Origin of the sequence: Haloarcula sp. NS06, from assembly GCF_051122755.1 — an archaeon.
In the GTDB taxonomy this organism is placed as follows: domain Archaea; phylum Halobacteriota; class Halobacteria; order Halobacteriales; family Haloarculaceae; genus Haloarcula.
The window spans coordinates 79,221-105,340 of record NZ_CP184841.1 but is presented as its reverse complement, the minus strand read 5'-3'; the positions used below and the strand labels follow the sequence as shown (position 1 = coordinate 105,340).

At 56.1% G+C, this 26,120-nt stretch carries 17 protein-coding genes and 7 pseudogenes; 11 read left to right on the top strand and 13 right to left on the bottom strand.

Features of this window, described 5'->3' with window-relative positions; genetic code table 11:
- Nucleotides 1-44 precede the first annotated feature (44 nt).
- Together ACODNH_RS00635 and ACODNH_RS00630 are read right to left on the bottom strand one after the other, a co-directional pair.
- Nucleotides 45-725 carry a DUF6884 domain-containing protein gene (locus tag ACODNH_RS00635; RefSeq protein ID WP_434529958.1) on the bottom strand — a complete coding sequence of 227 codons (681 nt, stop codon included), beginning with the start codon at nt 723-725 and terminating at the stop codon, nt 45-47.
- A gap of 1,100 nt (nt 726-1,825) precedes the next feature.
- Nucleotides 1,826-2,782 (bottom strand): annotated as a pseudogene (locus tag ACODNH_RS00630) (DUF6610 family protein).
- A 101-nt stretch (nt 2,783-2,883) separates the two neighbouring features.
- On the opposite strand from ACODNH_RS00630, the gene ACODNH_RS00625 reads away from it, so the two are divergent.
- Together ACODNH_RS00625 and ACODNH_RS00620 are read left to right on the top strand one after the other, a co-directional pair.
- On the top strand, nt 2,884-3,144 hold the full coding sequence (locus ACODNH_RS00625) for a hypothetical protein (protein ID WP_434529957.1): 261 nt from the start codon (nt 2,884-2,886) through the stop codon (nt 3,142-3,144).
- Nucleotides 3,145-3,203: 59 nt separating this feature from the next.
- Entirely contained in the window at nt 3,204-3,548 is a 345-nt protein-coding gene (locus ACODNH_RS00620) for a hypothetical protein (RefSeq protein WP_434529956.1), read from the top strand.
- A gap of 283 nt (nt 3,549-3,831) precedes the next feature.
- Here ACODNH_RS00620 and ACODNH_RS00615 read toward each other — a convergent pair whose 3' ends face one another.
- The 3 genes and pseudogenes from ACODNH_RS00615 to ACODNH_RS00605 form a co-directional block, all read right to left on the bottom strand.
- A complete protein-coding gene (locus ACODNH_RS00615) occupies nt 3,832-4,332 on the bottom strand; it encodes a hypothetical protein (RefSeq protein WP_434529955.1) in 501 nt (166 codons plus the stop codon).
- A gap of 251 nt (nt 4,333-4,583) precedes the next feature.
- A pseudogene (locus ACODNH_RS00610) lies at nt 4,584-5,554 on the bottom strand (ArdC-like ssDNA-binding domain-containing protein).
- A 260-nt stretch (nt 5,555-5,814) separates the two neighbouring features.
- Nucleotides 5,815-6,079, bottom strand: a pseudogene (locus ACODNH_RS00605) (hypothetical protein).
- A 154-nt stretch (nt 6,080-6,233) separates the two neighbouring features.
- On the opposite strand from ACODNH_RS00605, the pseudogene ACODNH_RS00600 reads away from it, so the two are divergent.
- Nucleotides 6,234-7,208, top strand: a pseudogene (locus tag ACODNH_RS00600) (IS1595 family transposase).
- Between the two features lie 456 nt (nt 7,209-7,664).
- On the opposite strand, the gene ACODNH_RS00595 reads toward ACODNH_RS00600, so the two are convergent.
- The 6 genes and pseudogenes from ACODNH_RS00595 to ACODNH_RS00570 all read right to left on the bottom strand — a co-directional run bounded on the left by ACODNH_RS00595 (nt 7,665) and on the right by ACODNH_RS00570 (nt 12,559).
- A complete protein-coding gene (locus ACODNH_RS00595) occupies nt 7,665-7,862 on the bottom strand; it encodes a hypothetical protein (protein ID WP_434529954.1) in 198 nt (65 codons plus the stop codon).
- A gap of 401 nt (nt 7,863-8,263) precedes the next feature.
- Entirely contained in the window at nt 8,264-8,983 is a 720-nt protein-coding gene (locus ACODNH_RS00590; RefSeq protein WP_151147899.1) for a hypothetical protein, read from the bottom strand.
- Between the two features lie 160 nt (nt 8,984-9,143).
- Nucleotides 9,144-10,181, bottom strand: coding sequence for a hypothetical protein (locus ACODNH_RS00585; protein ID WP_434529953.1), 1,038 nt, complete (start codon nt 10,179-10,181; stop codon nt 9,144-9,146).
- Between the two features lie 282 nt (nt 10,182-10,463).
- On the bottom strand, nt 10,464-10,868 hold the full coding sequence (locus ACODNH_RS00580; RefSeq protein ID WP_014030648.1) for a transcriptional regulator: 405 nt from the start codon (nt 10,866-10,868) through the stop codon (nt 10,464-10,466).
- Between the two features lie 21 nt (nt 10,869-10,889).
- Nucleotides 10,890-11,195, bottom strand: a complete 306-nt coding sequence (locus ACODNH_RS00575) for a toxin-antitoxin system TumE family protein (protein WP_170084410.1) — start codon at nt 11,193-11,195, stop codon at nt 10,890-10,892.
- 370 nt (nt 11,196-11,565) lie between these two features.
- Nucleotides 11,566-12,559, bottom strand: a pseudogene (locus ACODNH_RS00570) (IS110 family transposase).
- A 337-nt stretch (nt 12,560-12,896) separates the two neighbouring features.
- Between ACODNH_RS00570 and ACODNH_RS00565 the strand changes: the two are divergent.
- The 7 genes and pseudogenes from ACODNH_RS00565 (at nt 12,897) to ACODNH_RS00535 (ending at nt 19,621) form a co-directional block, all read left to right on the top strand.
- Nucleotides 12,897-13,574, top strand: coding sequence for a metal-dependent transcriptional regulator (locus ACODNH_RS00565; protein WP_434529952.1), 678 nt, complete (start codon nt 12,897-12,899; stop codon nt 13,572-13,574).
- 128 nt (nt 13,575-13,702) lie between these two features.
- Entirely contained in the window at nt 13,703-14,962 is a 1,260-nt protein-coding gene (locus tag ACODNH_RS00560; protein ID WP_434529951.1) for a multicopper oxidase domain-containing protein, read from the top strand.
- Between the two features lie 2 nt (nt 14,963-14,964).
- Nucleotides 14,965-15,729 (top strand): hypothetical protein, encoded by a 765-nt coding sequence (locus ACODNH_RS00555; protein WP_434529950.1) that lies wholly within the window; start codon nt 14,965-14,967, stop codon nt 15,727-15,729.
- Nucleotides 15,730-16,341: 612 nt separating this feature from the next.
- On the top strand, nt 16,342-16,665 hold the full coding sequence (locus tag ACODNH_RS00550) for a plastocyanin/azurin family copper-binding protein (RefSeq protein WP_434529949.1): 324 nt from the start codon (nt 16,342-16,344) through the stop codon (nt 16,663-16,665).
- A gap of 107 nt (nt 16,666-16,772) precedes the next feature.
- Nucleotides 16,773-17,720 carry a metal-dependent hydrolase gene (locus ACODNH_RS00545; RefSeq protein ID WP_434529948.1) on the top strand — a complete coding sequence of 316 codons (948 nt, stop codon included), beginning with the start codon at nt 16,773-16,775 and terminating at the stop codon, nt 17,718-17,720.
- Between the two features lie 272 nt (nt 17,721-17,992).
- Nucleotides 17,993-19,062: pseudogene (locus ACODNH_RS00540) on the top strand (iron transporter).
- A 172-nt stretch (nt 19,063-19,234) separates the two neighbouring features.
- A complete protein-coding gene (locus tag ACODNH_RS00535; protein WP_434529947.1) occupies nt 19,235-19,621 on the top strand; it encodes a metal-dependent hydrolase in 387 nt (128 codons plus the stop codon).
- A gap of 234 nt (nt 19,622-19,855) precedes the next feature.
- On the opposite strand, the gene ACODNH_RS00530 is transcribed toward ACODNH_RS00535, so the two are convergent.
- Complete coding sequence (locus ACODNH_RS00530) at nt 19,856-20,944, bottom strand: hypothetical protein (RefSeq protein WP_434529946.1); 1,089 nt, start codon at nt 20,942-20,944, stop codon at nt 19,856-19,858.
- Nucleotides 20,945-22,158: 1,214 nt separating this feature from the next.
- Nucleotides 22,159-22,548 (bottom strand): YbhB/YbcL family Raf kinase inhibitor-like protein, encoded by a 390-nt coding sequence (locus ACODNH_RS00525; RefSeq protein WP_434530001.1) that lies wholly within the window; start codon nt 22,546-22,548, stop codon nt 22,159-22,161.
- Nucleotides 22,549-23,210: 662 nt separating this feature from the next.
- On the opposite strand from ACODNH_RS00525, the pseudogene ACODNH_RS00520 reads away from it, so the two are divergent.
- A pseudogene (locus ACODNH_RS00520) lies at nt 23,211-25,727 on the top strand (heavy metal translocating P-type ATPase); the annotation flags it as partial.
- Nucleotides 25,728-26,120 lie beyond the last annotated feature (393 nt).

Below are 26,120 nucleotides of genomic sequence, written 5' to 3'. Positions count from 1 at the left end.
ACGCATCCAACCCAGCCTGCTCGGTTCCCTCGACGTCGACGCCGCTATGATCTGGTTTGCCACGTAGCAGACTCGCGCTCAAAGCCGCCGTCGAAGGCTGAAAGTTCTGTTCGACGAACGGGCTTTGCAGTTGCTTCAAGTTCTTCAGTGCGGTCTGAAAGCCAGCCCATCTGGTCGAACATTCCGTCGAAATCATGCTCCTGAAACGGGAACCGGACGGTTGCCTTCGGCGGGAGGGCAGTGTGTGTCTCCCGGCCAGTCCGAATCGCAGTTGGCCGTCCGTCGAAGATCCCGCGCTCACGCAATGCGTCAACGTAGTCACTGCCGGCCAGAACGACCAGCTCTCGACACGGAGAGTCCTGTTGCTCGGCGGCGTATGGTCGGCGGAGCCAATCGGCCAGCGCCGAGTGGACGCGAAGAGCCCAGCGATCTAGTCGGCTCTCGGCCCGCTTCCCCGACGGGAGCCGATAATTGGCTTCTCCCTCGATGGGTTCGCCGCGTAGGTCCTCGATGGTCGTATCGTACGGGGCGACCGTCTGCCGAGGCATCAAAATCCCGTGTTCTGCAGAGAGAACCGCCCAGGTGTTCGCTCGTCGGTCAGCGGTTCGAGCCCACTGGACAGCCGCCTCAGCATACGACCGCTTGACCGCGAAGTACGACGATGTGTAGAGGTCGCGAGCCTCAGCTGGATCGTCGGTTTTCGCGTCGTCACATCCGATGAGCACGAAGCGGCCACGGGTCTCGCTCAGTCTGTGTGGTAGTCATCTGTGTCTCCCTCACCCACCAGAGGAGTCACAAAATACGGCTCTCAGGCACGTTCTATCCGAGTTAAGCCTGTTATAGAAACGGCTACAGTGTATTGCTTTCACTCCAAAATGAATTGAAACAGTTATTCAGTGAATGCGTGTATTGAGCGCGTCGTTCCTTCTGGGCCGTTTGATACGCGGGCGTTCGTTACCAAGAACTATCAACAGATATTCTACCTAGATAGATTCCCTCGAAATGATGCAGCGTCGCACGCTTCTCGGACTGGCCGCCAGCACCGGGGTCGCCGGCGTCCTCGGGGTCACAGCCGGGATCAACGACAAGCCCTCCATTCCACCAGCTACGCACGCAGCAGAGCCAGTATCTTCAACGGGTGAACGGAATAGTCCCGTTGTGACTAGCGATACGACGACGGCGGGAAGCAAGACCGTACGGTACCGTTTCGACAGTCCGCATCGGTTCTCAACCTCGAATCGGCTGGTCGCTACGCCCTTGTCACTGAAGTATCAACTTATTCCAGGATCGAACTATGAGGCGGGAACCGAATGGAAAACTGCCTCGCTGACAGTGGAACACAGTTGGCACTCGGGGTCGCTCATCTCTCACTCTGGAGATGTTGTTCCGGCTGACGATGACAACGCCAACTCGAACCTTTATTTGGGTACTGACCAGTCGACAAGGCGATACCGGTGGCATCTGACGTTTGACACCGCAACAGGGAACTCACACACCTTTCGCTTCGCCACTACCGTGGACCGTGAGGAGGAACCCGAGACCGGCGATACTCTCGTTGATGTGAAGTTTGGTTCGGGATTCACGCAGGGATTCCTCAGAGCCTCAGAACGGGACCTTGCAACGGCACATCTTATAATGCAAGGAACGACCGAGTAGAGCCGAAGTTGGCCACACACAATCGTCGGGTAAGCGACAGCATACAGATATACCCTTTTTCTGCCACCGCGTTTGGAAATCAAGTCGACGATCAGCGCACACCATTGAGCGGTAGGTGCTCACTCGTATCGACCGGTCATCGAGAATCGCACCGAGACTGTGAACGCGTCTATGACACTCTGCTAGCTGTAACCTCTGCGGGAGTGAGTCCTGTCCGGTACTCCACTCTGTCTCGCTCGTGTTGACTCCGGTACGCAAGCGTCTGTCCGTTCTCATACTCGACGACAATCGCATCCTCAAGGCCGTCGACAGTCGCTCTCGAACCGTCAACAGCCCAGACGGGGTCCATCGGTTCCGCTGTTAGCGGGTTCCGGTCTTTCTCTATAGCCGGCCACACACCCCGCGATTTCCAGTATAACCTGATGTGTCGCAAGCTCTCTCGCACCGTCTCCCGGATCGAAAGATGGTCCGCACTCCCGTAGCCGTGTGGCGAAAAATACTCGCCGTGAAGCGCCGCCAGATGAACTCCGTTCCAGTCGACGCCAACGATATCGGCTGGCTCCTCTCCGGTCACACGCGGCTGTGTTAGCGCCTCGATCACCGGATACTGCTTCGTCGGACTTGCGCCCCAGCAGATGCACTCGCCGCCCCCGCCAGTCCACAATGTCCGTGTATTCGTCAGCTGTCTGGTCGGAGTAGCCCATCGGGTAGCCCAAGATGATATCCTCGTCGATCACGTCGATTGCGTCGCGGCACTTCGGGACGATGATGGCCTCCATGCCCGGAAACTTTCGTTTCAGTTCCCGTGCGGCTTGGTTGTACCGGTCGCGCTTCTTGCCGGTCGTATGCGTCGCCGAGCATCCCTACCGATGGCTCGTACTGCTCGAAGCGTTCGATGTACCGGTCCAAGTCTGGATTCCGAAAGTCGTTGTCTAGCATCTCAATCGGGACGTCGACGTTCCGAAGCGAGGACTGGTAGGTGTAGTCCTCGCGAACGCCGACAGCAAACCCAAGCCGAGTAAGCATCGATTACGAACGGCTCCCGGTGAAGGAACCCGACGCACTCAGCCTGCTGTGCATCGCCGACAGCCGCCGCTGACCAAGAGTGTCGAGCCTCAGAAGACATGGAGAACACCGAGCGCGCCCACCGGCGCGCCCAGCTGGCAGGCGCGGCACAAAACGACCCGGCGGCTTAAATACGGAGACGGGCGGAAGTGTCGAGTCAGAATGAAGGAAGGCATCGAATCGCAGTACGACGACCCTGACAACTACCGGGGCGACTACCCACCAGACTGGGCGTACCGGATCGTCTTCCGGAGGCAGTTGGACAACAACACTTGCACCAACTGCGGCACGCGGTACCCTGCGGAGGACTTGGAGGTCGTGCGACGAGTCCCTGCCGAGAACGGCGTGAACAAACAAGACCACGAACCTCCTGACAGTGTGTTCTACCTGCGAAGAACGACATCAAGCAAACGGGACGCCTGAACCTGCCAGAGTCAGCGAAACAAGAGCCAGCAAGCAGTCCGGAGGCGGACTCCCACAGAGTGCTTGCGTTGCAGAGCGAAGTCCCGATCACTGAGGAAGTCGAGGGCGAAGAGACGGAGGGCAACGGGCAGTCTCGCGATGGCCCTCGTGTCGAAGCCCAGCCACGTCGCAGACACGGTCGACGAGTCCTCTTGCAGTCACCACGACGACACGAGGAAAGCGACGAGCAGTCCGACCAGGACGACACCGACGAGCGTGCTGGATGGCGACGGCTAGCCGTCGCGTCGGTAGGAGGCACAGCGATGTTTCTGGGATATCTCTGTGCGTCTTGGCATCGCCTACTTCCTGTCCTCAATCTGCGGGTGATCTGGCGTTCTACGGCCTCCCGCTGGCCGGGCTCGTAGCAGGAGTCCGGTGGCGACTGTCGACAGCCATTGCGTCCGTCTGCGTTGTTTTGATGTACGCTGCCGTCTGGGGGTCCATCCAGACGGAACTGTTCATGTCTCCGTTTGCGTGGATTCCTGTGGTTGCGCCACTGACTGGGGTTGCCTACGGAGTCGTAGCCGAGCGTACTGAGTTCTCGCTGCGGAACCATCCTGCCAGCCTCAGATTCGCGACTGATGATCCAGCGCTTCCGTTGACGAAACGTCCTCTGACAACTGGTCCACGACCGATGGGTCGAACGAGTCAGAGACGTGCCGCACGTTCCATAGCCCAGACTGATACACTTCGGATTTCGGCGAGTGATACCCTAGCCAGTCGAGGTCTGACGGCCCTGCAGATCGACGATACTCTCGACACCATCGCGATGGTATGTGACTCGATCACCGCTCGGTCACACTCTGGTCCGGGCTTGCCCGGAACGTCAACCCAGAGAAACGGCAGATCCCGGATGTACTCCGACACGCGCTGTTCGAGTTCGTGTTCCTGCTCGCGAACAGCGGTCGTCTCGGCGTCGGGATTCGGCTCGCCCCAGTGAGGATATTCGTCGTGCCAGCCGTGCTTCTCGATCAGCGCCCGCCCGACGTGCAAGCGAAAGATCGAACCACGATGGTTGCCACCGCCGGCGTACTTGCCCGCGAACGTTGCCCACGATGTTGTCTGAGTCGATTCCAGAGCGTGTTCGACGAACCGGTACTGACGCCGACGGTACCGATCCGTGAGAGCCGCCACTTCGATGGAGGGCATCTGTGCTGAGGTCGCTTGCTGGCGAGAAAAAGAAGTACACCCCTCGGTCGGGCCAATCCAACCGCCCGGTCACGTCTCCGAGGTAGTACGGCCCTCCGATCTGGTCACGCAACTCTGCTAAGCACACTCAGAAACTGTCCGACAGGACTGCTCACCTGACGCTGCTGTGGAACGCATATTCGACTCCCTCGCCCACCAGGGGAGTCACAAAACACTCCTCTCAAGCACGTCTGGAAGGACACAGCTCCTTCTCAGCTGGCACCTTCGGCGGCGTCGATCAGATCCGCAGCCGTCGTTCGAGATACGGTCCAGCCGGTCCTGCAAGCGTCTCCGGTGCGTCGCCGTCCCACGCCGCCAGGTAGAACGCCGAGTTGTCCGGGTCCAGCCCGAAGTGACGACTGACCACGTAGGCAACCGCCTCGGCCTCGACCTCACGCTTCGACCGCTCCGTCTCATCCTCGACATCGAAGTGAAGAGCAGCGTGGGCGAACTCGTGGATCAGTGTACTCGCGAGGGCGGCCCGATTGTCCCGGTCGACCGCTTCGACCATCGGATTTCGTCGTCACGACGCTCCGACGCTCGCAGACACCCCGTGCAGACCCATGCTCCCATTCCTCCGGAGGCGACAATTCGTCGCGTCGACGCCGATCTCGTCGGTCGCGTCCAAGAGGTCCTCGACAAGTCCATCCGGGTCGCCGTGAGCTTCCGTCTCCAATTCGGGAAGCGGCTCGCCCTCGGTCTGGGAGACATCGAACACCGACGTTGGCCGGAATCCGACCAGTCCCTCGACTGCCATTGTTCGGGGTCCGTTTCATCGTATTCGCAATCCGTGTTCTCGTGATACGACGGCGAATTGCCGCATTCGGGGCACTTCTTCGTGATGATCGGAGCCCAGATCCAGATGGCATCCTCGCCGCTGCTGGACGTACCGGTCGAACTCGTCTTGCCACGTATTGTACCCCGCAACGCGGCGTTGCTTCGGGACACTGGAGCTTGATCAGCAGGGTGTTCCGGGCACGAGTAGTCGTGGAACTTCGACTGCACGTCAAGCCACTGCTGGAACTGCTCGCTGGCCTGCGCCTCGTTCGGTGAGGTCGGCAAGATCCTCGACCCACGCATCGAGTTGGTCGCGCATCTCCTCGTCTCGGGAGTCGGACTCGTCGAAGGTGCAAGTAGTCTGCTGGCTGGACTGCTCTGGAGTGTCTGACTGTATCGTTGACATTGGTCTGTCTTCCGGGACGCGCTCTCGGGTACGCCCCCGCACCTCCACTGGGGGACAGAAAATCGACTGGCTGACTGAGCGAGAGCAGAGTGAGCTGGCTATCTGTACCGCTCCGGCGGATAGAAGACGATGTGGACAGCCGAGCCAAGGTTGTACCACGATTTCGGGAGGACAGAGACTTCGAGTCCCCACTCGGCGGCAAACTCGAAGACGGCGAACCAGAGATTGTGGGGTACTGTGTTGGTTAGTCTGCGAGTTGGCTACTCCTCGCCTCCGGCCTCCCACCCCTCGTGGAAGTACACCAGCGCCATGTCGGAGTCGAAGCACTTGCCCGGAGGGAACGTGCTGCAAGACGTTTTCGTTCTGGAATCGGCTCGACCACACCCTCATTCGAGCAGACTGGTGACCACTTCCCGGCCTCGTGGCTCGTCGATCTCGACGGTATCGGGACGCTGCCGGTCACGGTCCTGTGCGATCTGTTCGCGCTCGAAGCGCTCGTAGTCTGGCACTGTCGGTCGGGTCCATAGAGGGAAATCCCTCACCCGACCGGGGAGACACAAAATTAGCGCTAACCAACAATAGAGAAGTATGGCGGTCGGTGTTGGTTAAGACACACCGCTCTTATGCAAAGCTACGGAAAGACCGTATAGTTACACTGAGCCGACGCTAATGTGGCGATATGGGTTCTGCTCAGCCAGCGTTCGGAGCGATGTTTCGAGAGCTGATTGAGCTGGGCGTAGTCGAGATCGACACAGAGCCGCTCGATGCGGGGATCGAGCGGCGACTCAAGGAATTCTGGGAGAATACGTCCTGTCCACGGTGCGGCCACCAGAGCATCGTGACCTGGGAGAGTATCGACCGAATCTGGTGCCGTGACTGCAATTTCAAGCCGGTTTTCACCTACGGAACGCCGCTCCACGAGAAGCACCTCACCGCAGGAGAGGTGCTTCTCGCGTTCACGCTGTACGCCGATACGTTGCTGAGTATCAACCAGATCGCGCCGTTCCTCGGTCGAGCCTATAGAACCGTCTACACAGCTATTCGAGACGTGGAAGCCGCGGTTCAGCGCGGCTTCCCCGTCGTCTGGAAGCTACTCGGCCAGACCATTGATGGACCGACGCAAGTCGACGAATCTGGCGAGGTCTGCTCGGGCTACAAGGCCAAGAGCCGCCGCGGAACAGCCGTTCACGCGGCGGCTCGTCCCAACAGGCCGATCACGCTGGCGAGGTCGTCACGGTGATCAGCTGACGCTCGTCGCGGCGTGCCGCGACTCGCTTCGCGTGATTCGCAGCCAACTCGGCATCGATTACAGCGGCGATCTTGAACCGGTGATTCAGGAGGCTAAGACCTCTCCCAGCCACTGGGAGAGGTCTGGACCGACGGCCTCCAGGCGTACCGACAGATGGAGTTTGATCACCGAACGGTCGTCCACAAAGAGCGATATGTTTCGCCCGAGGGCGTCCACATTAACCAGGCTGAGTGCCTGTTTTCACTCGTCCAGCCGTGGCTGCGGAAGTTTCGCGGCCTGTCCAAGCAGGGCTTGGAACAGGCCGCTCACACCTTCGGCATCGTTCGCTCACTCAACCTAGCTGGTGAATCCACCGAGTCAATCGTTGATTGTCTCGTTATCGGGGCTTTCCGCAGTTCTACATAAGAGCGAGACACACCACCGTTTCCGCAAAACCACGGGGAGCCGAGTCAGTTCGGGAGCTTCGGCGCGATCACGAATTGCATCGCTCCATCGGCATCGGGGAACTCCGATTTCAGCACAAGCGGCACTGAGTCTCCAACGTGTAAAACCCGATTCGTGCCGTCTGGCAGGCCAGCATGCGCCGATTTGACCAGCGATGAATCCAGTTTCACCGCCACATCCGCAGGCTCGAAGGCAATGAGATCGGTCGTCGCTCACCGGTAGGTCATGCTGTCGGTGTCTCCGTCTGCGGCAAACTGCACTTCTCTGGTTTCTGAGTCAACAGACGAGGTCAAACCGGTCGGCAAGCATATCGGCTGCGTCAAGACCGAGCGAGATGATCGTCTGGACTCAGGTGGACGGTTGCCGGGATGATCGATATCCGGCATCTCGACAGGGTAGCGGAGCGATTCAACCGCCTCAAGCTCGATGGTGCGCGTTATCCCGTCGATATTGATTTCCAGCGTGCTGCTTTGCCGCATCGAGTGCGAACTGTGCAAGGTCGCCTGCATCGCCGACCGAGAGTGCATCGCGAACTCGTCCGACGTCCACTCCGAGCGTCCCCTCCGCTGCATCGAAAGAGGTGAACGAACTCCCAGCGACACGCAAGTCGACCATCGCGTGTCCCTGCAGGTCAGCCGCCCGGATGGCGATTCCCAGACTCTGTCAATTCCTAGTCCGTGTCTTGTCCGTGACCGTGCCCAGCCGCCGCGAAGATCCGCTCGAACAGTTGGACCTCGCTCCGCTGATTTGGAGATGCTGCGGGGCATCGAGCGACAGGAGGTCCGCAGTGTCGAGTTCGCTGCGTCACCGTCCGCCGGCGTTTCTGGCACGCTCGTTTCGGCGTCGGTGGTTGCTGTCTTCGGTGCTACTGGTCGCTGTGTGACTGTGACATTTCGATTTCCCTCCACTTGCCGGAGGGCACACAAAATGAGCCGTTGGCGGCGTCGATGGCACGTTTAGTGTGAATACGGTTCTGTATCCATCAGGGTGGAAGGGCTGCTCTGTTGGTGTGCGTACTACTCGTCTACGTACTGGTATGCCGGCTCTCCGTAAACCAACTCATAAACCTCGTTCACTGCTCCCGGTATCTCGTCGATACGATCCATATCTCCGTCAAGTGTGTCGAGCGTGAACCGCTCTTCTACATCGTGAACAACATCGTGGCGAATACCCCCGATATGTTGAATCGTACTCGCTGTCTCCTCACTCACCACCCCACATTGACCCAATAACTGCTGTTTCGAGAAGTACTCGTTAACTTGACTCTTCAAAGTACCTCCTGCTTTTTTCCGGTCTTCCTCGGGCAGGATAAGCGGCATTGCTTCCTCCATTAAGTCGTCCAGTAGCTCGTACGCCATTGAGTACGTCACCGTGAGGTTGTTTCCGATGGTAAACTTCCCCGCATCCTCGGCCATAGCTTCGATTTCCTCGTCATTGAGGTCATCGTGGCTTTCCTCAAACTCGTTGTACATATCCCGCGCAGTCTCCTTGTACACGCTCGAACTTCTCGAGATGTTATCGGCGATCCTGACTGCCGTGATGTAGTGATACTCGTAGTCTGCAATATCGTCGCTGTTGCCTTCCACCACGTAGCGAGAAGCTGCTGCGCGAATCACGTCGGACATTTCAAGCGGGTTCTCATCAGCGTCAAACTCGCTCTTATCAAGTACTTCCTTGATGTAGTTGTGGATGTCGTATCGCTCAGAACGAACTTCATCATCAGTATCAGCTCCCATATTGGATGGCGTGCAAGTGTGAGACTAATACTTCCCGGTTTGCTGAACCGGTATTGAGTAATGCTCGAGGTGCTGGGAATTTGAGTTGACTGGGCGGATAATCGTACATCTGTACTGACACTGTCGTCATGAATGTGGTCGCCTTACTCACGACGACCGGTCAGGGGACCACCGACGCAAGGCGATGGGTATTGTAATCAACCGTCCAGCGCGAGTAGTTCTGTGTGATCCGGTACTCGCGAACCACCGCAACGTCTTCCAGCGACTCCTCGGGTTGTTCCCACGTAAACTCGTAGCCGGCGACTACATCCCCCTCGTCGAGATATCCAACCGGATGATCCGGCCCGTCCCACTCAACCGAGATTGGGTCGCCACCGCTGGGGGGCTGGACTCCACGGCTGACTGTCCCCTGGATGACGGATGGATCATTCGTCAACCCATGCAGTTGTGCTAAGTCTCTCGCCGCGATTTTGAACTTGTCCTCCTCGCCGATGAATGAGTGCTGGGTTTGCCCGCGTACTGTTGCGTACTTTACCTTCTCGACATCGACACCGAGGGCGTCGGACAGCAGGTGGACAAACTCAGCGGCTCCCGTGCGGACTGTTTGGTTCTGTTCCTCGATCTGCAGGGTTGTCTCTGGCGTCCGCAGGTCCTTCGTGTATGGATTCTCCGGCCGCTCGACGGGCATACAACTGCACAGGAGCGTCCCTTCTGGCCCCGTCAGAATCCACGGCTGCTGCCCGCACGGGATGGCAGTATATTGCGACGCAGTGTATCGGCCACCGCCAGTGAGGATTCGTAATGCCTTTTCGAGTGCCTGGGCGTCAATTCCGTACCCGTAGCTGTCAGCGAGTCCATCAATGAATGTGACTCGAGTGTCGATAGAGGCGAACTCGCCGTACGTGTTTGGGATTTGCAGGAGGTCACCAGTTGCGTACTGCTCAACGTAGTCTCCGACGTCCCCATCGACGACCCACCGCGTTTGCTGTTTGGTTGCTCGACCAGCTGACGTGTTGATTGACGACGCCGGCCGCTGCGTTGTCAGCCCCCAGTCCTCGTCCGGGGCTGCCCAACTGGTATCGCCGCGGTCAGGAGCGCGACATGTCGTCGCACAGCGGGCGATGCTTGCAGCATCGGGATCGAGGTCGTTGTCGGCGCTGTCTCCGTCTCCGAACGTACCGAGTGTCAAGTCAGTCATCCTCTCACCCGCCAGAGGAACACAAAATTTTGGACTGGCTCACGGTCAATACAGAGGGAAATCCAGCTGATACTCCAACGTGTCGTAGAAGTGTTCGTAACCTCCGTTGCGGTTTTGATGTATGATCGCCTTCGTTTTCAGCAAGAGGAGAGAAATCCTTTCTTGGAACATACAGGGGGCTTTCCCTCCATACACTCCTACCTGAATCCATCCGGTGAGGAGGCCACAAGCAAAGTGTTCACCGAGGCCGAACTCTATCCGAAGCGGAACTACAGCAATAGACTACGGTGCAACAGTACCAGTGTTCCCGTTCGACCCTGTGAATGGAATGTCGATTTCGAGACCGTCGTAGGCCAACATCGGCTTCTTTGCTTCGCCCGGTCCACCGCCCTGAAATTCGATAACGTCGATATCTGCAAGTTCAGAGAGGTTCCGATGTACCTGCTTGTAGTCTCGGTCAACCAGTTCAGCAGCCTCGCGGATGCTCGCCGGTTCATGTTCGGAGATCGCCTCCAACAGCTCCAGATTCTTCGGACTGAGGAGACGACTGAGTTCGGCGTACGAGTCGAAGTTCAGTGTCGGTTGGGCGTCGTCAAGGTCTTCGCCCTCCTGAGCGGCCTTGAGTCGACTACGCGTGCGCTGGTCGAGATGGTCGCTATTTCCGACGGTGACTTTGAGTGTGGGCATTGTGTTCCTCCCGGCGGCGTCCTACGGTGACCAGTTCCACGAGACGGGCGATAGTTCGGTAGCCTCCTCCTTGAAGCGGTCGTAAAGCGTCAGCATCCCCGGAAACTCGATGTATTCAACATCGTCGTGAATGTGGCGCTCGTGCCCTTTCGTCCGTTCGTGGGCATTGTCGTATCGGAGGATCGTGTCTCCGCCGACCTCCCCAAGATGGAGGCTATAATCCCAACCACACGGGTACTGTTCATCGTCCGTCTGTCGGATGGTCACAGCAACGACGTAGCCGTCTTTGACATCCCGCCAGTCTTCGATGGTAGTGTAGGACGCCATCCGCTATCCTATGTTATTACCTCCATAGATATAAGCCTATGGAGACACCTCCATAACAGGGTCAAAAGACCACAATCGAGACTTTGTGTGCCGCCGGTCAGGTATATCAACGTCCAATCTTTTCGCAGGACCGTAGGAAGGACTAGCTTTTCGCTCTAGTTTTGAGAAGCACCTATGGAAACGCTGCTACCCGGATATACCACCGTTATCGACAAAATATTTGCGCCGTCCTGTAGTCTGCGGCTCTCCCAGCCGGCAGGCGGACGATATCTTCTCGCGGTGCGGTCGCTGTCTGGCGATAGCTGCTGCTAACGGTGGGCCTCCGCCGGCCACTGAGGGCCGCCGGGCGGGCGGCCCTCAGCTTCCTCGTCTACGCACTCACATCAGGTGGATCGTAGACTTTTCTCCGGTCTAGCATGTGATAGATCGACACCAGCATCTTCCGAGCGGTAGCCACTATCGCTTTCTGTGAGTCTCATGACTTGCTAGCCGCTCGTAGAAGCGACTCAGATACGCGTCATTACAGGTGTGTACTGCGGTATTGGCAGCCTGGACGAGCAGCCACCGCACTTTCCCTGATCCACGTTTCGAAATACTCCCCTCGATCCGCGAGTCGCCTGACTCGCGGATCACCGGGTTCAATCCGACGTAGCTGACGACCGATTTATCACCGTCGAACCGACTGATTTCGCCCAACTCCGCGTATATCGTCAACGCCGTATAGTAACTCACGCCAGGAATGGTCATCAGCAGCTGGGTCTCCTTCAGAGACCCAGCGCGCTCCTCGATCGTTTCTTCGAGTTCCTGTATCTCCTCGGTGAGCGTCTCAATCAGTTCGAGATACGACTCCAGCAACGCGTCCCACGGCGTCGGGAGCGATGGTTCCCGGAGGAACTCTGCGTCCCTCCTTGTTCAACGGCTTCACGTCCTCAGTGATGCCGCGATCGGAGAGAAGTCCATGGATCTTGTTGGCGTACTTGGTACGGTTTTCGACTAGGGTCTGTCGCCAGCGCACGAGTGCGCGGGCTTTCCTGATCGGTCGGAACATAACTCTCTGGCACCGAGTTCAGCCGCACCATCCGCGCGAGTTCTTTTGCGTCGACGCGATCGGTTTTCTTGTCCGAGTTAGCGATCTGATTCAGCTCCTTCGGGTGAGCAACAGTCACATCCAAATGTTCGGACAGCGTATCGTGGATGTGGTAGTAATTACTGGTCGCCTCAAGCGCGGCTTCTGCACCAGCGTACCGCTGGGCGAGACCGTCGAGGTTCGCGTTCTCGACGCGAACCTCTTCGACGATCTCCCCAGCCTCATCCATTACTGCCACCTGTGCGTACCGTTTGTGGACATCAATTCCAAGGTACATTGTCTGTTCACCCGGGACGCCAGTGCGTGAAGCAGAGATTCACCTATTCGAGCTTTCCCGGATGCCGCGCCCCGCGGCATCCGGGCTGTAACGCCCATGACTCGGCTTCTTTCGCACACGGACCAGTCAGCAGGACGTGCTCGATGGCACGGAATACAGGTCGGTCTCTTGCGCCCCATATCTTGTTTCACGCTCTCCTAGGGTAGCAGCGTTTCCATCAAGTCAACAGAGCAAGGATACCTGCATTCTAAGAAAGTAGGAGCGCACCAACAGCTGGCGGTATTAAGAATATATCACACGGAAATTATATATTTAGTCTCATCTAATTCAGTCCACAATGCTGAGCGCGATCATGGAGGATTATCTCAAAGCGATCTATTACCTCCAGGGCGAAACAGACGACCGAGTACGAACCTCGGGTCTCGCTGAGTACATGGACATTGAACAACCGAGCGTCACCAGTATGATGAAAAAATTGTCCGAGCGGGAGTTCGTACATTACGAACCCTACAAGGGAGTCGAGCTAACGGACACTGGAATGCCTGTCGCGCTCGAAATTATTCGCCATCATCGGCTCTTAGAACGATACCTGACGGAGCGCCTCGAGTACGACTGGGCTGAGGTACACGACGAAGCAGATTGCCTTGAGCACCACATCAGCAATCAGTTCGCCGATAGAATTGCCGAGCAATTAGGGAATCCGGCAGTTGACCCACATGGCGACCCGATTCCCACAGCGGATCTGGACGTTTCACTGCCACAATCTGGTGAAAGCCTCGCTGATCAGCAGGTCGGCGACAAGGTTCGAATCGAACGGGTGCCAGACGATGACCCAAATCTACTCCGGTACCTGTCTGAACACGGGATCACCCCAACAACTGTAGTCGAAATTGTTGAAACCACCTCATTTGGGATGGTGACGCTTGATCCCGATGGCACCGACGAACGAGTTGCACTTCCAGAGAAAGTTGCCCGGGACATATCCGCTCAAACGCTTACTGGAGCTTCAAACTAAACTGATGAGTCCCCAATAGCAAGGCTATTAGCTTAGACTCAATCTAAATTTAGATGGGTCTAATTTATATATTGGGTGGGGGAATGGACGTGTATGGGTATGCGAAGGCCTGACCAGCGGAGGAGATCATGCCATCGATAGATTACAGTAGCGCAGCAGACGTCACAGAACGACTTGAAGAGCGACTGGTCGAATCACTCACTGGTGAAACGAGTGTCAGTCGCCGTACGGTCCTCGGCAGTCTCGGTGTTGCAGGCAGTGCGGCAGTCGGACTCGGGAGTTCCCGAGCAGTTGCCTCGTCCGATCACGACGATGAGGATGAACACGGTAACTTCGGGGCGGTAGGCGAATACCAGGATTTAGATTTCGATCCGCACGAGTTCCTCACCGCATTCAATACCGGAGACAGCGGGCAAGATAACGTTCCCCAGCAGGTCTACGAAGAGGATGGCCAAACCGTGCGGGAGTTCGAGTTCACCGCCGTCGATACGACGATAGCAATCGCGCCGGGCGTCGAGTTCTCGGCATGGGCGTACAATGGCCAGGTGCCCGGGCCGACGATCCGCGCCGTCGAGGGCGACCTGATCCGCGTGAAGTTCACGAATCTGGGACGGCACGCGCACACGATCCATCCACACCTGAAGAACCTCAACCCGCGAATGGATGGGATCCCACAAAACGGGCCTGGCGTACTCGATACGGGTGAGTCATTCACGTACGAATGGCTCGCCCAACCCGCCGGCACGCACTTCTATCACTGCCACTCGCTCCCGCTGAAAGAGCACATCCACCGCGGACTGTACGGCACGATCATCGTCGATCCGGACCCCGAACGCGTCAGGGAGAATCCACGCGAGTACGTCAACTACCCGGGCCCGGTCACCGACGACTTCCGAGAGCAGCTCGTCGAAGAGGCGAAGAGCCGGAATCATGAGTACGACGAAAACGACGCCGTCAACGAGATGGTGATAGTGATGAACTCGTTCGACACCAACTTCGATGGCGGCAACGAGGTCTACGCGGCGAACACACGGGCGTTCGGTTACGGAATCGGTGACACCGACGGCGAGGGCAGCTGGACGGCAGGCGAGACCAAACGCCCCATCCAGATCGACAAGAACCAACGCCAGCGAGTGTACCTCGCGAACGCGACGGAGTTCGACCTCATCAATTCGTTCCACACGCACTCGCAGTTCTTCGACTACTACGACCACGGAACGACACTGACGCCGACGAATAAGACTGTGGACACGATTATGCAATGTCAGGCGCAGCGCGGCATCATCGAGATTGACTACTCCGATCATGAGCCGGGCCTGTACATGTTCCACGCCCACCAGTCTGAGTTCGCCGAACTCGGCTGGATGAGCTTCTTCGAGGTGGTCTGAACATGGCGGATAAACCACAAGACACGACGATGGACGGTGGTGTAACGGCTGACGAAGAGATCACACAACCGCTCGGGCTTCCGCGATGGGTCAGCGCGTTACTCCCGATCGTGTTGCTCGTACTCGTCCTGGGTGTGTTCGCATTCACGTCACCGCTCGCCGGTGTTCAGAGCGGCACACCGCTTCCCGACGTGACGATCACGCACACGACGCTTCCGAGCGACGAAACAGTCATCCTTCACGTGACGAATAATGGGCCCGAATCCGTGACGATATCACAGGTTCTCGTCGACGAAGCCTACTGGGATTTCCGGGTCGAAGGAGCCGGTGGTGACCAAACGCTCGCCCCGATGGAGAGCGCACAGATCGTGATTCCGTATCACTGGAATCCGGGGTGGGACCTCGAAGTCGCGCTCGTGCTCTCTGACGGTGCGACGTTCCATAACACGATCGTCGCTCCGAGTCAGTCGCCCGGCTTTAGCCTCGGTCTGCTCGGAAGGCTTGCAGTCATCGGGCTGTTCGTGGGCGTGATCCCAGTCGCATTAGGGATGCTGTGGTTCCCCTACATCAAGACGATGAGCGATCGGTGGCTACACGCCGTGCTCTTGTTTGCGGCCGGTGTACTCGGGCTTCTTGGCGTTCGACGCCGGGTTCGAGGCGTTCGAACTCGCCGAACGAGTTCCGGGCGTGTACGAGGGCAACCTCTTGGTCGTCTTCGGGATCTTCGGCGCACTTCTCCTTGTCCAGGCGATCAGTGCGTGGCGTGAAGGCCGTGTCGCCGCTGGTGATAGCCGGGCGAGCAGTGGTCTCTGGATCGCGTATCTGGTCGCGGTCGGGATCGGCCTGCACAACCTCGCGGAGGGGCTGGCTATCGGGAGCTCTTTCGCACTCGGGCGTGTGTCACTCGGCGCATTCCTCGTGATCGGGTTCATGCTTCACAACGTGACGGAGGGTCCGGCTGTCGTCGCGCCGGTCGGCACGGGAAGAACGTCCGGCCCTCAAGCACTTCGCCGCACTCGGCGTCATCGCCTGGCGCGCCAGTCATCCTCGGTGGCTGGATCGGGAGTCTCGCCTACTCACCCACGATCGGCGCCTTCTTCCTCGCGATCGGTGTTGGCGCGATCCTGCAGGTCAACTGGGAGATCGCGAGCATGGTTCGAGATGCAGGTGGTCGCGTGGCGAGTGCGACGAACCTGACTCGCATTTCTGCTCGGTCTCGGCATAATGTACGTGACAGACCTCTTCGTGGCGCTCTAATCGGGACTAATCTTACTATTACAATGCCCTCAAATATCTACAAACGTCGATCGATTTTACGACTCAGCACTGCCACCTTAGCGACACTCACCACGGCTGGGTGTTTGGGTGGACCGTCCTCCTTGGACCAAACTATCACGATGCCCAGCGATCTCAGATTTGAGCCGAAGACTGCAACGATCGAATCTGGTGAGACAGTTACGTGGACGAACGGGAGTGACATTGAACACACGGTTACGGCGTACGAAGACGGGATTCCAGACGGGGCGGCATATTTCGCAAGTGGTGGCTTCGAGTCAGAGCGTACTGCGAGGAACCGGGTCACCGAGGGACTCATCGCACCGGGCGAGAACTACGAACACACGTTCGATCAGCCGGGAACGTACGGATACTTCTGTATCCCACATGAGGGGTCTGGGATGGTCGGGACAGTGCGAATAAAGTAGGCGGACAGCCGAATTGCTATTCTCCAAACCGCTGATGTCCTTATCACACACATGGTTGAGGGCGTCACTCATGCTATACTTATATTCCGTGACGGCATACAAAGGGTATGTTCATCGGACATTTTCTGGCTGCGTTCGCCATAGCGGCGACGGTCGCCGCCTGGCGAGGGTGGCCAGAGGAGCGTGCGCTTGTGGTTGGAGCACTGGCTGGCTCGTTTGCAACGCTCCCAGATATCGATATGCTGTACGCCGTAGTTGGGCTTGTCGGCAGCTTGGAAGGCGCATTCATAACTTCTGACGGGTTCTGGGATGTCGCAAACGAAATCCATCGAGGGGCTACCCATTCGCTTATCGTCGGTGTCTTTGCAGCAATCGGATTTGCCGCTTGGCGCGCTCGTGATGGCTACGGTTCTCGAGTCGGCACACTCGGGGGACTCATCTTCAGCGGCCTTATTCTCATCGTCACAGTCGTTGATGGAATCGCCCCAGGCGCTGTGGTCACCGCGTTCGTCCTTGCTGGAGTTGGGCTGGTTACATTTGCCGAGCGCGTCGGCCTCGGTCCGAGAGCAGTTCTCAGCGCTGGAGTCCTCGGGCTCGTATCACATCCGTTTGGCGACGTATTAGCTGGTCCGTCGCCTGCGCTATTCTATCCTCTTCCGATCGAAGCCGGTTTATTGAACGGCCAGCTTCTCCTCAACTCCGATCCGACACTGCATCTCCTCGGCGCATTCTTCATTGAACTCACGATAATTTGGGCGGGGTTACTTGTCGTTGCATGGCTGCGAGGATGGCGCCTTAAGCGGCATATTAACCGGCGTGCAGCGCTCGGGGTTGCTTATGCAGGAGCGGTCTTTGCGATTCCCGCACCGACTGTTGAAACCGCGTCACCGTTCGTATTCAGCGTCCTCTCGGTCGGTTTTATCGGTACACCGGGTCGTTTGAGGTGGCGAGAGGACAGATCTACCCAGCTAATTGATGCTATTACGACTGCGCTGGCTGCTGTTACGCTCGCAGCCGTCGCGTATGCCGTGATGTATTTGATACTGCTCGCGTAGCCACACTGGCATCTCACAGTGGTGAGCCAAAAGATAAGACACAAATCCGGACGGCTTCAAAATTTCATTCGAAACCAATCTCATGGAAGAGAAACACCTCCTACTGACGGTGTTACTTGGTGTTGTCTCACTGCTAGTACTCACCGTATTCGTCGTCCGCTTGGCATAGGGTACACAGGATGGCCAATGAATGTAGTTACGGATGCCTCCAGCTTACGACAGTGGGCTTGAGTTAATATGAACCAACCAATTATAACATCGCAGATGAGACGATGAATCGGCGAACGTTTCTCAAACAGGGAGCTGCACTCTCAGGTGGACTGCTGCTGTCTGGGTGTCTGGATCGTCTCGGGTTCGAGACGCAGTCTGCATGGCGAGATCCACCGCTCGTGGAAGATCGACCAGACGCCGTCTACTATCCGGCCATCATCGAAGGGATGGGAATGTACGGGACGACGACAGCTGGCGATATCGGATTTGCGCTGATGCACTCATTCCCGCATCGCTTCTGGAACCTCACCGGCTCACGCAAAACGAAAGTCGTCGTTCAATCTGATGATTCGGTACATCTGATGGTGAGTGTCTGGGACACTGAAACGGAGACGATTCTCCCAGTCGACGTTTCTATCGAAATCAACAATAGCGACGGTCGAGCGTCATCGACCACCCTCTGGCCGATGATTTCGCCGAATATGGGGTTCCACTACGGTGACAATATCGCTCTCCCAGGGGAAGAACAGTATGATGTGACGCTCCAAGTCGGCCCGTTGCAGACATCTCGTACGAATCCATTCGACGGGCGATTTATAGAAGGACAGTCTGCCACGATGCAATTCACGTTCGATACGGATGAGACGTACAATTTGGAACTTCGCCGGTTGGGAGAAAAAGCGGGCACTCGTGGGACGGTCGATCTAATGGATATGGAAATAATCCCTGAACCGGTCGTACCGACAAAATCTGAGCTTCCTGGTCGACTTCTCCATGAGGGACAATCCGGTGATGCGACGATATTCGTTACTCTCGTTGATGGTAACCATCGGTTTAGTGAGAGTGGCGGACCCTTCTTGATCGTCTCTCCTCGAACACCTCATAATCGCGTAATGCTCCCGAGAATGGCTCTGTCTGCAACACTCAACCGAGGGGGGACACAATTGCTCAGGGCTCACTCCAAGCATCCCTTGATCCCGGCCTCGGGAGTTTCTATGGGATGAATCTTGATGAACTCAACTCGGGCGATACGATCAGAATTACGGTAGAGTCACCGCCCCAACTGGCGCGCCACGATGGCTACGAAACCGCGTTCCTCAACATGAAGCCGATTGAATTTACTGTTGAGTGAAGTTCCCATTGGACTGTGTCTGCCAGACAGTGTGGGAATGGCTATACCCTCGAAACTTGAATGAGATATAGAAGGGTAGTTCGGTGTATTGATTATTGTTCTGTGACTCCTCTGCGCTGTCCATAGAATTACGGAAGAGAATTATATTGCAGCAGCCAATATATCGATACAAATGATGCCATGGGGACATTTTTTGATTTCCGTTATTCCTTTTATAAGCTACAGATTAATTCGCCATCGAAAGATACCGAACGGACCAATATTACTTGTTTTATTATTCGGAACACAATTCCCGGATCTCGTTGATAAGCCACTCGCGTGGCAATTTGATGTGCTCATCAATGGCCGTATCTTCATGCACTCGCTCGTATTTGCGGTGCCTCTTTCAGTTGCTATACTCCTGCTGGCATGGATATACGACCGCAGGACGATAGGTGGAACCTTCGTTTTCGGTTATTTACTACATATCCCTGGAGATTTCTATCCAGCGTTTACAGGCAGAGGACTAACCATTCCTAATAATATGCTCTGGCCCCTCTCCCCCAAACCCAATTTCTAAACCTGAATTCGTAGCACAGCCAGGCTTGTTAACATTTAATACGTGGGATATCGTAGCGATTGGGGCTGGAACTATTCTGATTGGATATACATTTATAACGACAATTAATTCAGCTCGGAAATATACCACATCCCTGCAAATATTATAGCAAGAATCCAACAGGTAGCTCGCAGTCTTTGCGAATGATGGGTGGGTGGATTAAATTGGAATCAATAGATTACAAAATAGTTCAATCTAGGGGAGATATGGAGGAATAGCTCCAGCCAATGAGAGAATCCAGAGACTTACTGCAGTATATCCGATCATCACAATAACAAATGGATACTGACTCCGGATTGCGACCATCCGACTGGAGAATGTGTCGTATGCGACCCCGTGAGCAGCAAAAACAGCTAGCAAATGCCCAATGAGAACTGCTGCGATTTTTAATCCATCGAACCATGCTGGTATTGATAATACTGTAGGATTGGCTGGAGGCGAAAGTGGTGATAAAATCCCTGTAGCCAATGCAGGGGCTAAAGTGACGAATAACTCGGCGTAATGAGCGAAATGATAGCCGGCAGCAATTGCTATCAGTGGCGGTGCAAATCGGAATGCGATTTCGGTACTGTCGATATATGTTCTGGTCCACCGCCGCGATAATTGACTGGCATACCAATACGCATAAAAGAAGACTAAGTATCCCCCTATGAGAAGTAGGGTGTAAACTGGGACAGCAATATATTCAACTGCGAGCCCAACACTGGGGACAGCAGTAACTATCGTCTCAACAACCGTTGCTCCAGTCTGCGTTGTTATGAACCCGCTGAATGTGAGTTCCCAAATAAGCGCTATAATGAATGCGATATCAGATCGATCTTTGAGGAAATCCGAATCTGTGAGTGCACTTGCGGGAAGTCTGAAGCCGATTCCACTGTTTTCACGGTAAACCGGGGCGGCAGCTCCGAAGAATCTAAACAGTACTGACCAGGGATCAGCGTTTTCGAACCACGGTTTCGGCCCAAATATAATCCCCCCACTTATTGTGACAATCGAATAGACTGCAATCACCGCCACGAGCGTTCCGGGAACCGTACTGATTGGGAATATAAGTTCAACCCACACAAGGAAGAGTACACCAGCTACTGCAGGCCACCGGTGCCAGGAATCTGGATACGCGATAAACCCAGATGGGACAACTGTTGCTATCGTATGCCATGGGTTTAGCGCTGGCCAGGTATTTCCTACTAAATATGCAAGTATCGGCAGCCCTGCACGTGCCCCGGCAAACGTAACCAAGATTGCAAGATTGGACGTTGGGAGAGAGGGCCCCGTGTAGCCCACATACAGAACAAGGATAAGAATACTAACTCCAAGGAGTTGCGTGACCCGACGTAGCACTCGAATCCAGCCACGCTCAATAAGGAGGTGACGACGGTACCGTTCGAGCCGTTGGATGAAGAACCGATCAGTAACGAAACTGGCCAAGAGCGCCGAAGCGCCGATCGCAGCACTCCCCGTCATAAGATACAACCACTGCGGAATACTGAGGGTGTCTCGTGGCTGTTTCGAGAGCGTTAGACCGTTACCGGCGGCCGCAGGTCCTACTATTAACAAGAATACGCATACAGCCGTGATTCCGCCAGCAATGATTGAGCTTCGAGCAGTCAGTGCCGATAGAAGTGTTAACAAACGGGTGATGAAACTCTGACTTTCGTCACCCCTATCCTCAGGTGGCCTCTTATGCGAAGATGGCATACATAATGAGGAATGTGAAATAGATGAGCACTATCACAATCATACCCTTCAGACGGAACGATTGAAGTCGTTCCTCTTCTTCTTCGTACGCTTGCTGAAATGCTTTCTTTTCTTCCTCGTCTAGTTTAGCTGGGTGTTCCAGTCCCTTGTGTAAGACGAGTCGCTCACGCTCTGGATACGGATGTTCACAGTATTGACACATGTAAGCAGGTGAGTGGCTTGGAGGTATGTTAAGTTTCACGTCGACCATGGCCAGTAGTGTATTGTCGGTTCTTCACTCTGGATAAATGAGTTAGTTGTGATTTGTCCGATGTGGTTAACCACGTAATGAAAACTAATATTACCAACATTTAGCTAGTGATGTATTTGCATAATATAAATAAAGTCATAGTTTAATATGTCCGCTCAAATATTGGGGTGGAACAATAGCATGGGAGAGAATTATAGCTCCAGAAAGCGCAAATATAGACGATATAAGTCGAGTCAATTTGACATCGTGGTCAGTTGGAACGGGGTTTTCGTCATAGTGGCCGCGAGTTCGATACTCAATCTTTTCCGCGAATCTGACAGTTTTACCCGGTGCAAAAGTTCCATACACTCCAAGTAGTAACAGGACTACCCCGACTATTATATATGCGTGTGGTGTTACCATGTCTAACTATTAGTCCAGATGATGTATTCAAATTTGTAGGTCTTCTCAGCATTCAGGCCAGGCTAATAACTTGGAGGGTGCAGCCGCAGAATCCAAGTTTGCTCCTCTGCGACCGGTCCTGACGATTCAATTATTTCCTCTCTCGCACTCATCCGTCTGCTGTGGATCGTGTATACGATAGAGTAATTCGGTTGCTTGCGAGTTCTGAGCTTCCAATCGCCTCGCTTGCTTCCTCATTCGTCGTACCAGCACGGGCATCTAACATCTGATCAAGCGCATATACCTGAAAACGATGTTCATACGATTGATCACTTGGTGGACAAGGTGGCTTGTATCCGATGGTTCCACCTCGCTGCCGCCCTTGCCGTGCACCACCGAGAGATTCGACTCTTTTTGTTCGTGGGATTCCAACCGGAATTTGTTCAGTTTCTGGTGGGATATTCCAAATTGTCCAGAACCGGGGCTCATTAATAGGCCCTTTGCTCCACTCAGCAGTGATTGCCAGTGATTTCGTCGGCTCTGGAATTCGGTTGACAATGAACGGCGGTGACTTACCTGTGCCCTCGCAGGTGAACTGCAGGGGTAGTGTGTCCCCAGATTCAAATGCTGGACTAGAGCTAACGAAGGCAGGTTTCTTTGACCCTGATTTCGATGCACCCTGATATCACACTGACCGAAGTGGTGCCGAATATCTCCAAGAAATGACGTCGGTGCACAGGGACTGTTTGGTCGCAAGATACTTTGGGCCGTTGGTATCAATTTGCCTGATACCAACAATCTACGCCACAAGCGCGTTCGATTGACGATGGCCAGGATCGGTAATGCTGGTAAGCGTCGACTTCACCTTCTTTGGAGCCATTGCGCTCCTCCGGGAAATCAAACACGGCAAATGACGAGCAGCCCAGACTGAGGCCGGAGAATGGAACGAATTAGCGGCCGAGTTAATAACTTAATTTAGTTTTTTTATTAAGTTGTGCCATATCTAGGCCGTCTGAATAGCAGTCGATTTAATAAATATGTAGCGATTAGCAGTATGTAATGACCTCACCTGAGGAAGAGCCTCATAGTAGAAGTAGTGGCCCACCCCGATCATGAGGGCCACGAGCACGGAGAGGATTCTCACGAGCACAAAGACCACGAGCACACCCAGCATACCGGACACGATAGTGATGATAGTGCTCCACCGCTAAGACGAAAGACGTAGCACAGTTCTCCGTCCCGGAGATGGACTGCCCATCCTGTGCAGGAAAGGTCGAAAACAGCGTCGGAAAGCTGGACGGAATCGATAGCGTCGATCCACAGGTGACGACGGGAACACTGACAGTTTCGTACGACCGCGAGCAAACGAGCGCCACCGCGATAGCTGATCGGGTTGAAAAAGCTGGATACACCGTGGAGAACACCGGCGAAGTGACCTCGAAATTCACCGTCCCAGAGATGGATTGCGCTTCGTGCGCGGGTAAAATCGAAAATGCCCTTGACCGGGTCGATGGAGTGACAACATACGAGACGAAGCCGACGACCGGAACCGTCGTCGTCACGTACGATTCGTCGAGGACTGGGGAAGCTGATGTCATCGACGCCATCGGAAGCGCTGGATACGAGGTCACGGATACGACAGGCGACGAATCAGGACGGCAGGAAGCGGGCGGAGAGCGCGAGAACATCTGGACGAGTTCGCGCGCACTCAAGACGTGGGTGAGCGGTGGATTCGTCACCCTCGGCTTACTCTTCGAGTTCTTCCTGACCGGACAGAATATACAGATCGCAGGCCTTCTCGGTACTGAGCTGCTGGTCGCCGACGTACTGTTTCTGATTGCAGTGGCCACCGGCGGCCAGGAAATCCTTCGCAACGGCTACTACTCGGCGCGGAATCTGAACCTCGATATCGACTTCCTGATGTCGGTGGCTATTCTCGGCGCACTCGTTGCGAGTCTTGTCTTCGGTGAGGCACTCTACTTCGAGGCTGCTACCCTCGCGTTCCTGTTCAGCGTCGCGGAACTGCTAGAGCGGTACTCGATGGATCGCGCCCGGAACTCCCTCCGCGAGCTAATGGACCTCTCGCCGGATGAAGCGACCGTCAAGCGTGATGGGAGCACGGAGACGATTCCTGTCGACGAGGTCGCCGTTGGTGACATCGTCATCGTCAAGCCGGGGGAGAAAATTCCGATGGACGGGGCCGTTGTCGACGGTGAAAGCGCCGTCAACCAGGCTCCCATCACGGGTGAAAGCGTCCCCGTCGACAAGCAGACGGGCGACGAGGTGTATGCCGGAACCATCAACGAGGAGGGGTATCTCGAGGTGGAGGTCACCTCCAAGGCCGGTGATAACACGCTCTCGCGCATCGTGGAGATGGTCGAAGATGCACAGTCGAACAAGACCGAACGCGAGCAGTTCGTCGAGCGCTTCTCGACGTACTACACGCCAGTCGTCGTCGCCTTCGCCATCCTGACCACGGTGGGAAGCCCGTACATCCTCGGTATAACCTGGTCTACGGCGGTCGTCTACGGGCTGACGCTGCTAAGTGTTGGCCTGTCCCTGTGCCTTTGTCATCTCGACGCCTGTCTCGGTGGTGTCGGGAATGACCAGTGCCGCGAAGAACGGCGTCCTGATCAAAGGCGGCAACCACCTCGAATCGATGGGTGCGGTCGACGTCGTCGCGTTCGACAAGACGGGAACGCTGACGAAGGGTGAGCTCACCGTCACGGACGTCGTTCCCCTGAACGGGAATTCGGAGGAGGACGTACTCCGGTGTGCACGGGGACTCGAACAACGGAGTGAACACCCCATCGGCGAGGCGATCGTCGCCGAAGCCGGCAGCGCAGGGGTCGCCGGGCGCGAGATCGATGACTTCGAGAGCATCACCGGCAAGGGTGTTCGTGCCGACCTCGACGGGACTCCACACTTCGCAGGCAAACCGGGTCTGTTCGAGGAGTTACGATTTCGACTTCTTCCGCACGTTCACGCGACGACCGACGGTGGCGTCGTGACACAGACAGCCCGGCAGATGCGTGACCGGCAACAACTGTCTCGATCCCCCTCGAAGCAGACCGTTCCCCGAACTCCAGGCTGAAAAGGAAAGACCGTCGTCCTCGTTGGGACCGAAGACGAACTCGAGGGCGTCGTCGCGGATCGACCGACGAGATACCGTCCGGAAGCGAAGCGAACGGTGACGCGACTGAGGCAACTCGGTATCTCCCGAACGGTGACGCTGACGGGGGACAACGAGCGGACTGGCCCGCGCGATCGCCGACCATGTCGGCGTCGACGAGTACCAGGCCGAACTACTCCCCGAAGAGAAGGTGACTGCAATCGAGGAGCTCGTCGACGAGTTCGACGGCGTTGCCATGGTCGGTGACGGCATCGACGACGCACCGGCGCTCGCCACCGCCACGGTCGGCGTGGCGATGGGGGCTGCTGCGGACGGATACAGCGCTGGAGACCGCGGACATCGCCTTGATGGGCGATGACCTCGCGAAGCTCCCGTACCTCTATCAACTCGCAAACGATGCGAACGGTGTCATCCGGCAGAACATCGGTCGAGTCTCGCTGTCGAAAGCCGGGCTGGCGGTCGCGGTCCCGTTTGGATACGTCCCGATCTGGCTCGCGGTCCTCGCTGGCGACGCCGGGATGACGACAGCCGTCACTGGGAACGCCATGCGACTCTCACGCATCACGCCGGATACAGACACGGAAACCAGCACTTCGGAGGGGTAAAATGAGTGCAAAGAACGACGGGAATGTAAATATCACCAACGGAGTCAGAGCAGCAAAAATACCCGTTCGGACTCATCTCCATACCGCCGTCTGCCGTCCTGCTTGTGCTCGTTGGGATCATCGGCCCCGGTTCCCTGGTATACAGTCTCGAACAGGCGAACCTCTCCACTGCAGCTGACTTCGTGTGGATCGCCGGCTATGGCACAACCATATTTGTCGTTTGGTTCATCTGGCTTCGTCCGCTCGACCCCGTCGGATCCTCTGCCCAAGACACATCGCTCACCGGGGAATCGGAGCAGTCCGACACAGCAGCTGAGGAACGTGATAGCGAGTCTGACTCCTCGGACCGTACTGAATCCTCGGTGGAGGATTCGACGTCGCGTCTGAGGATCA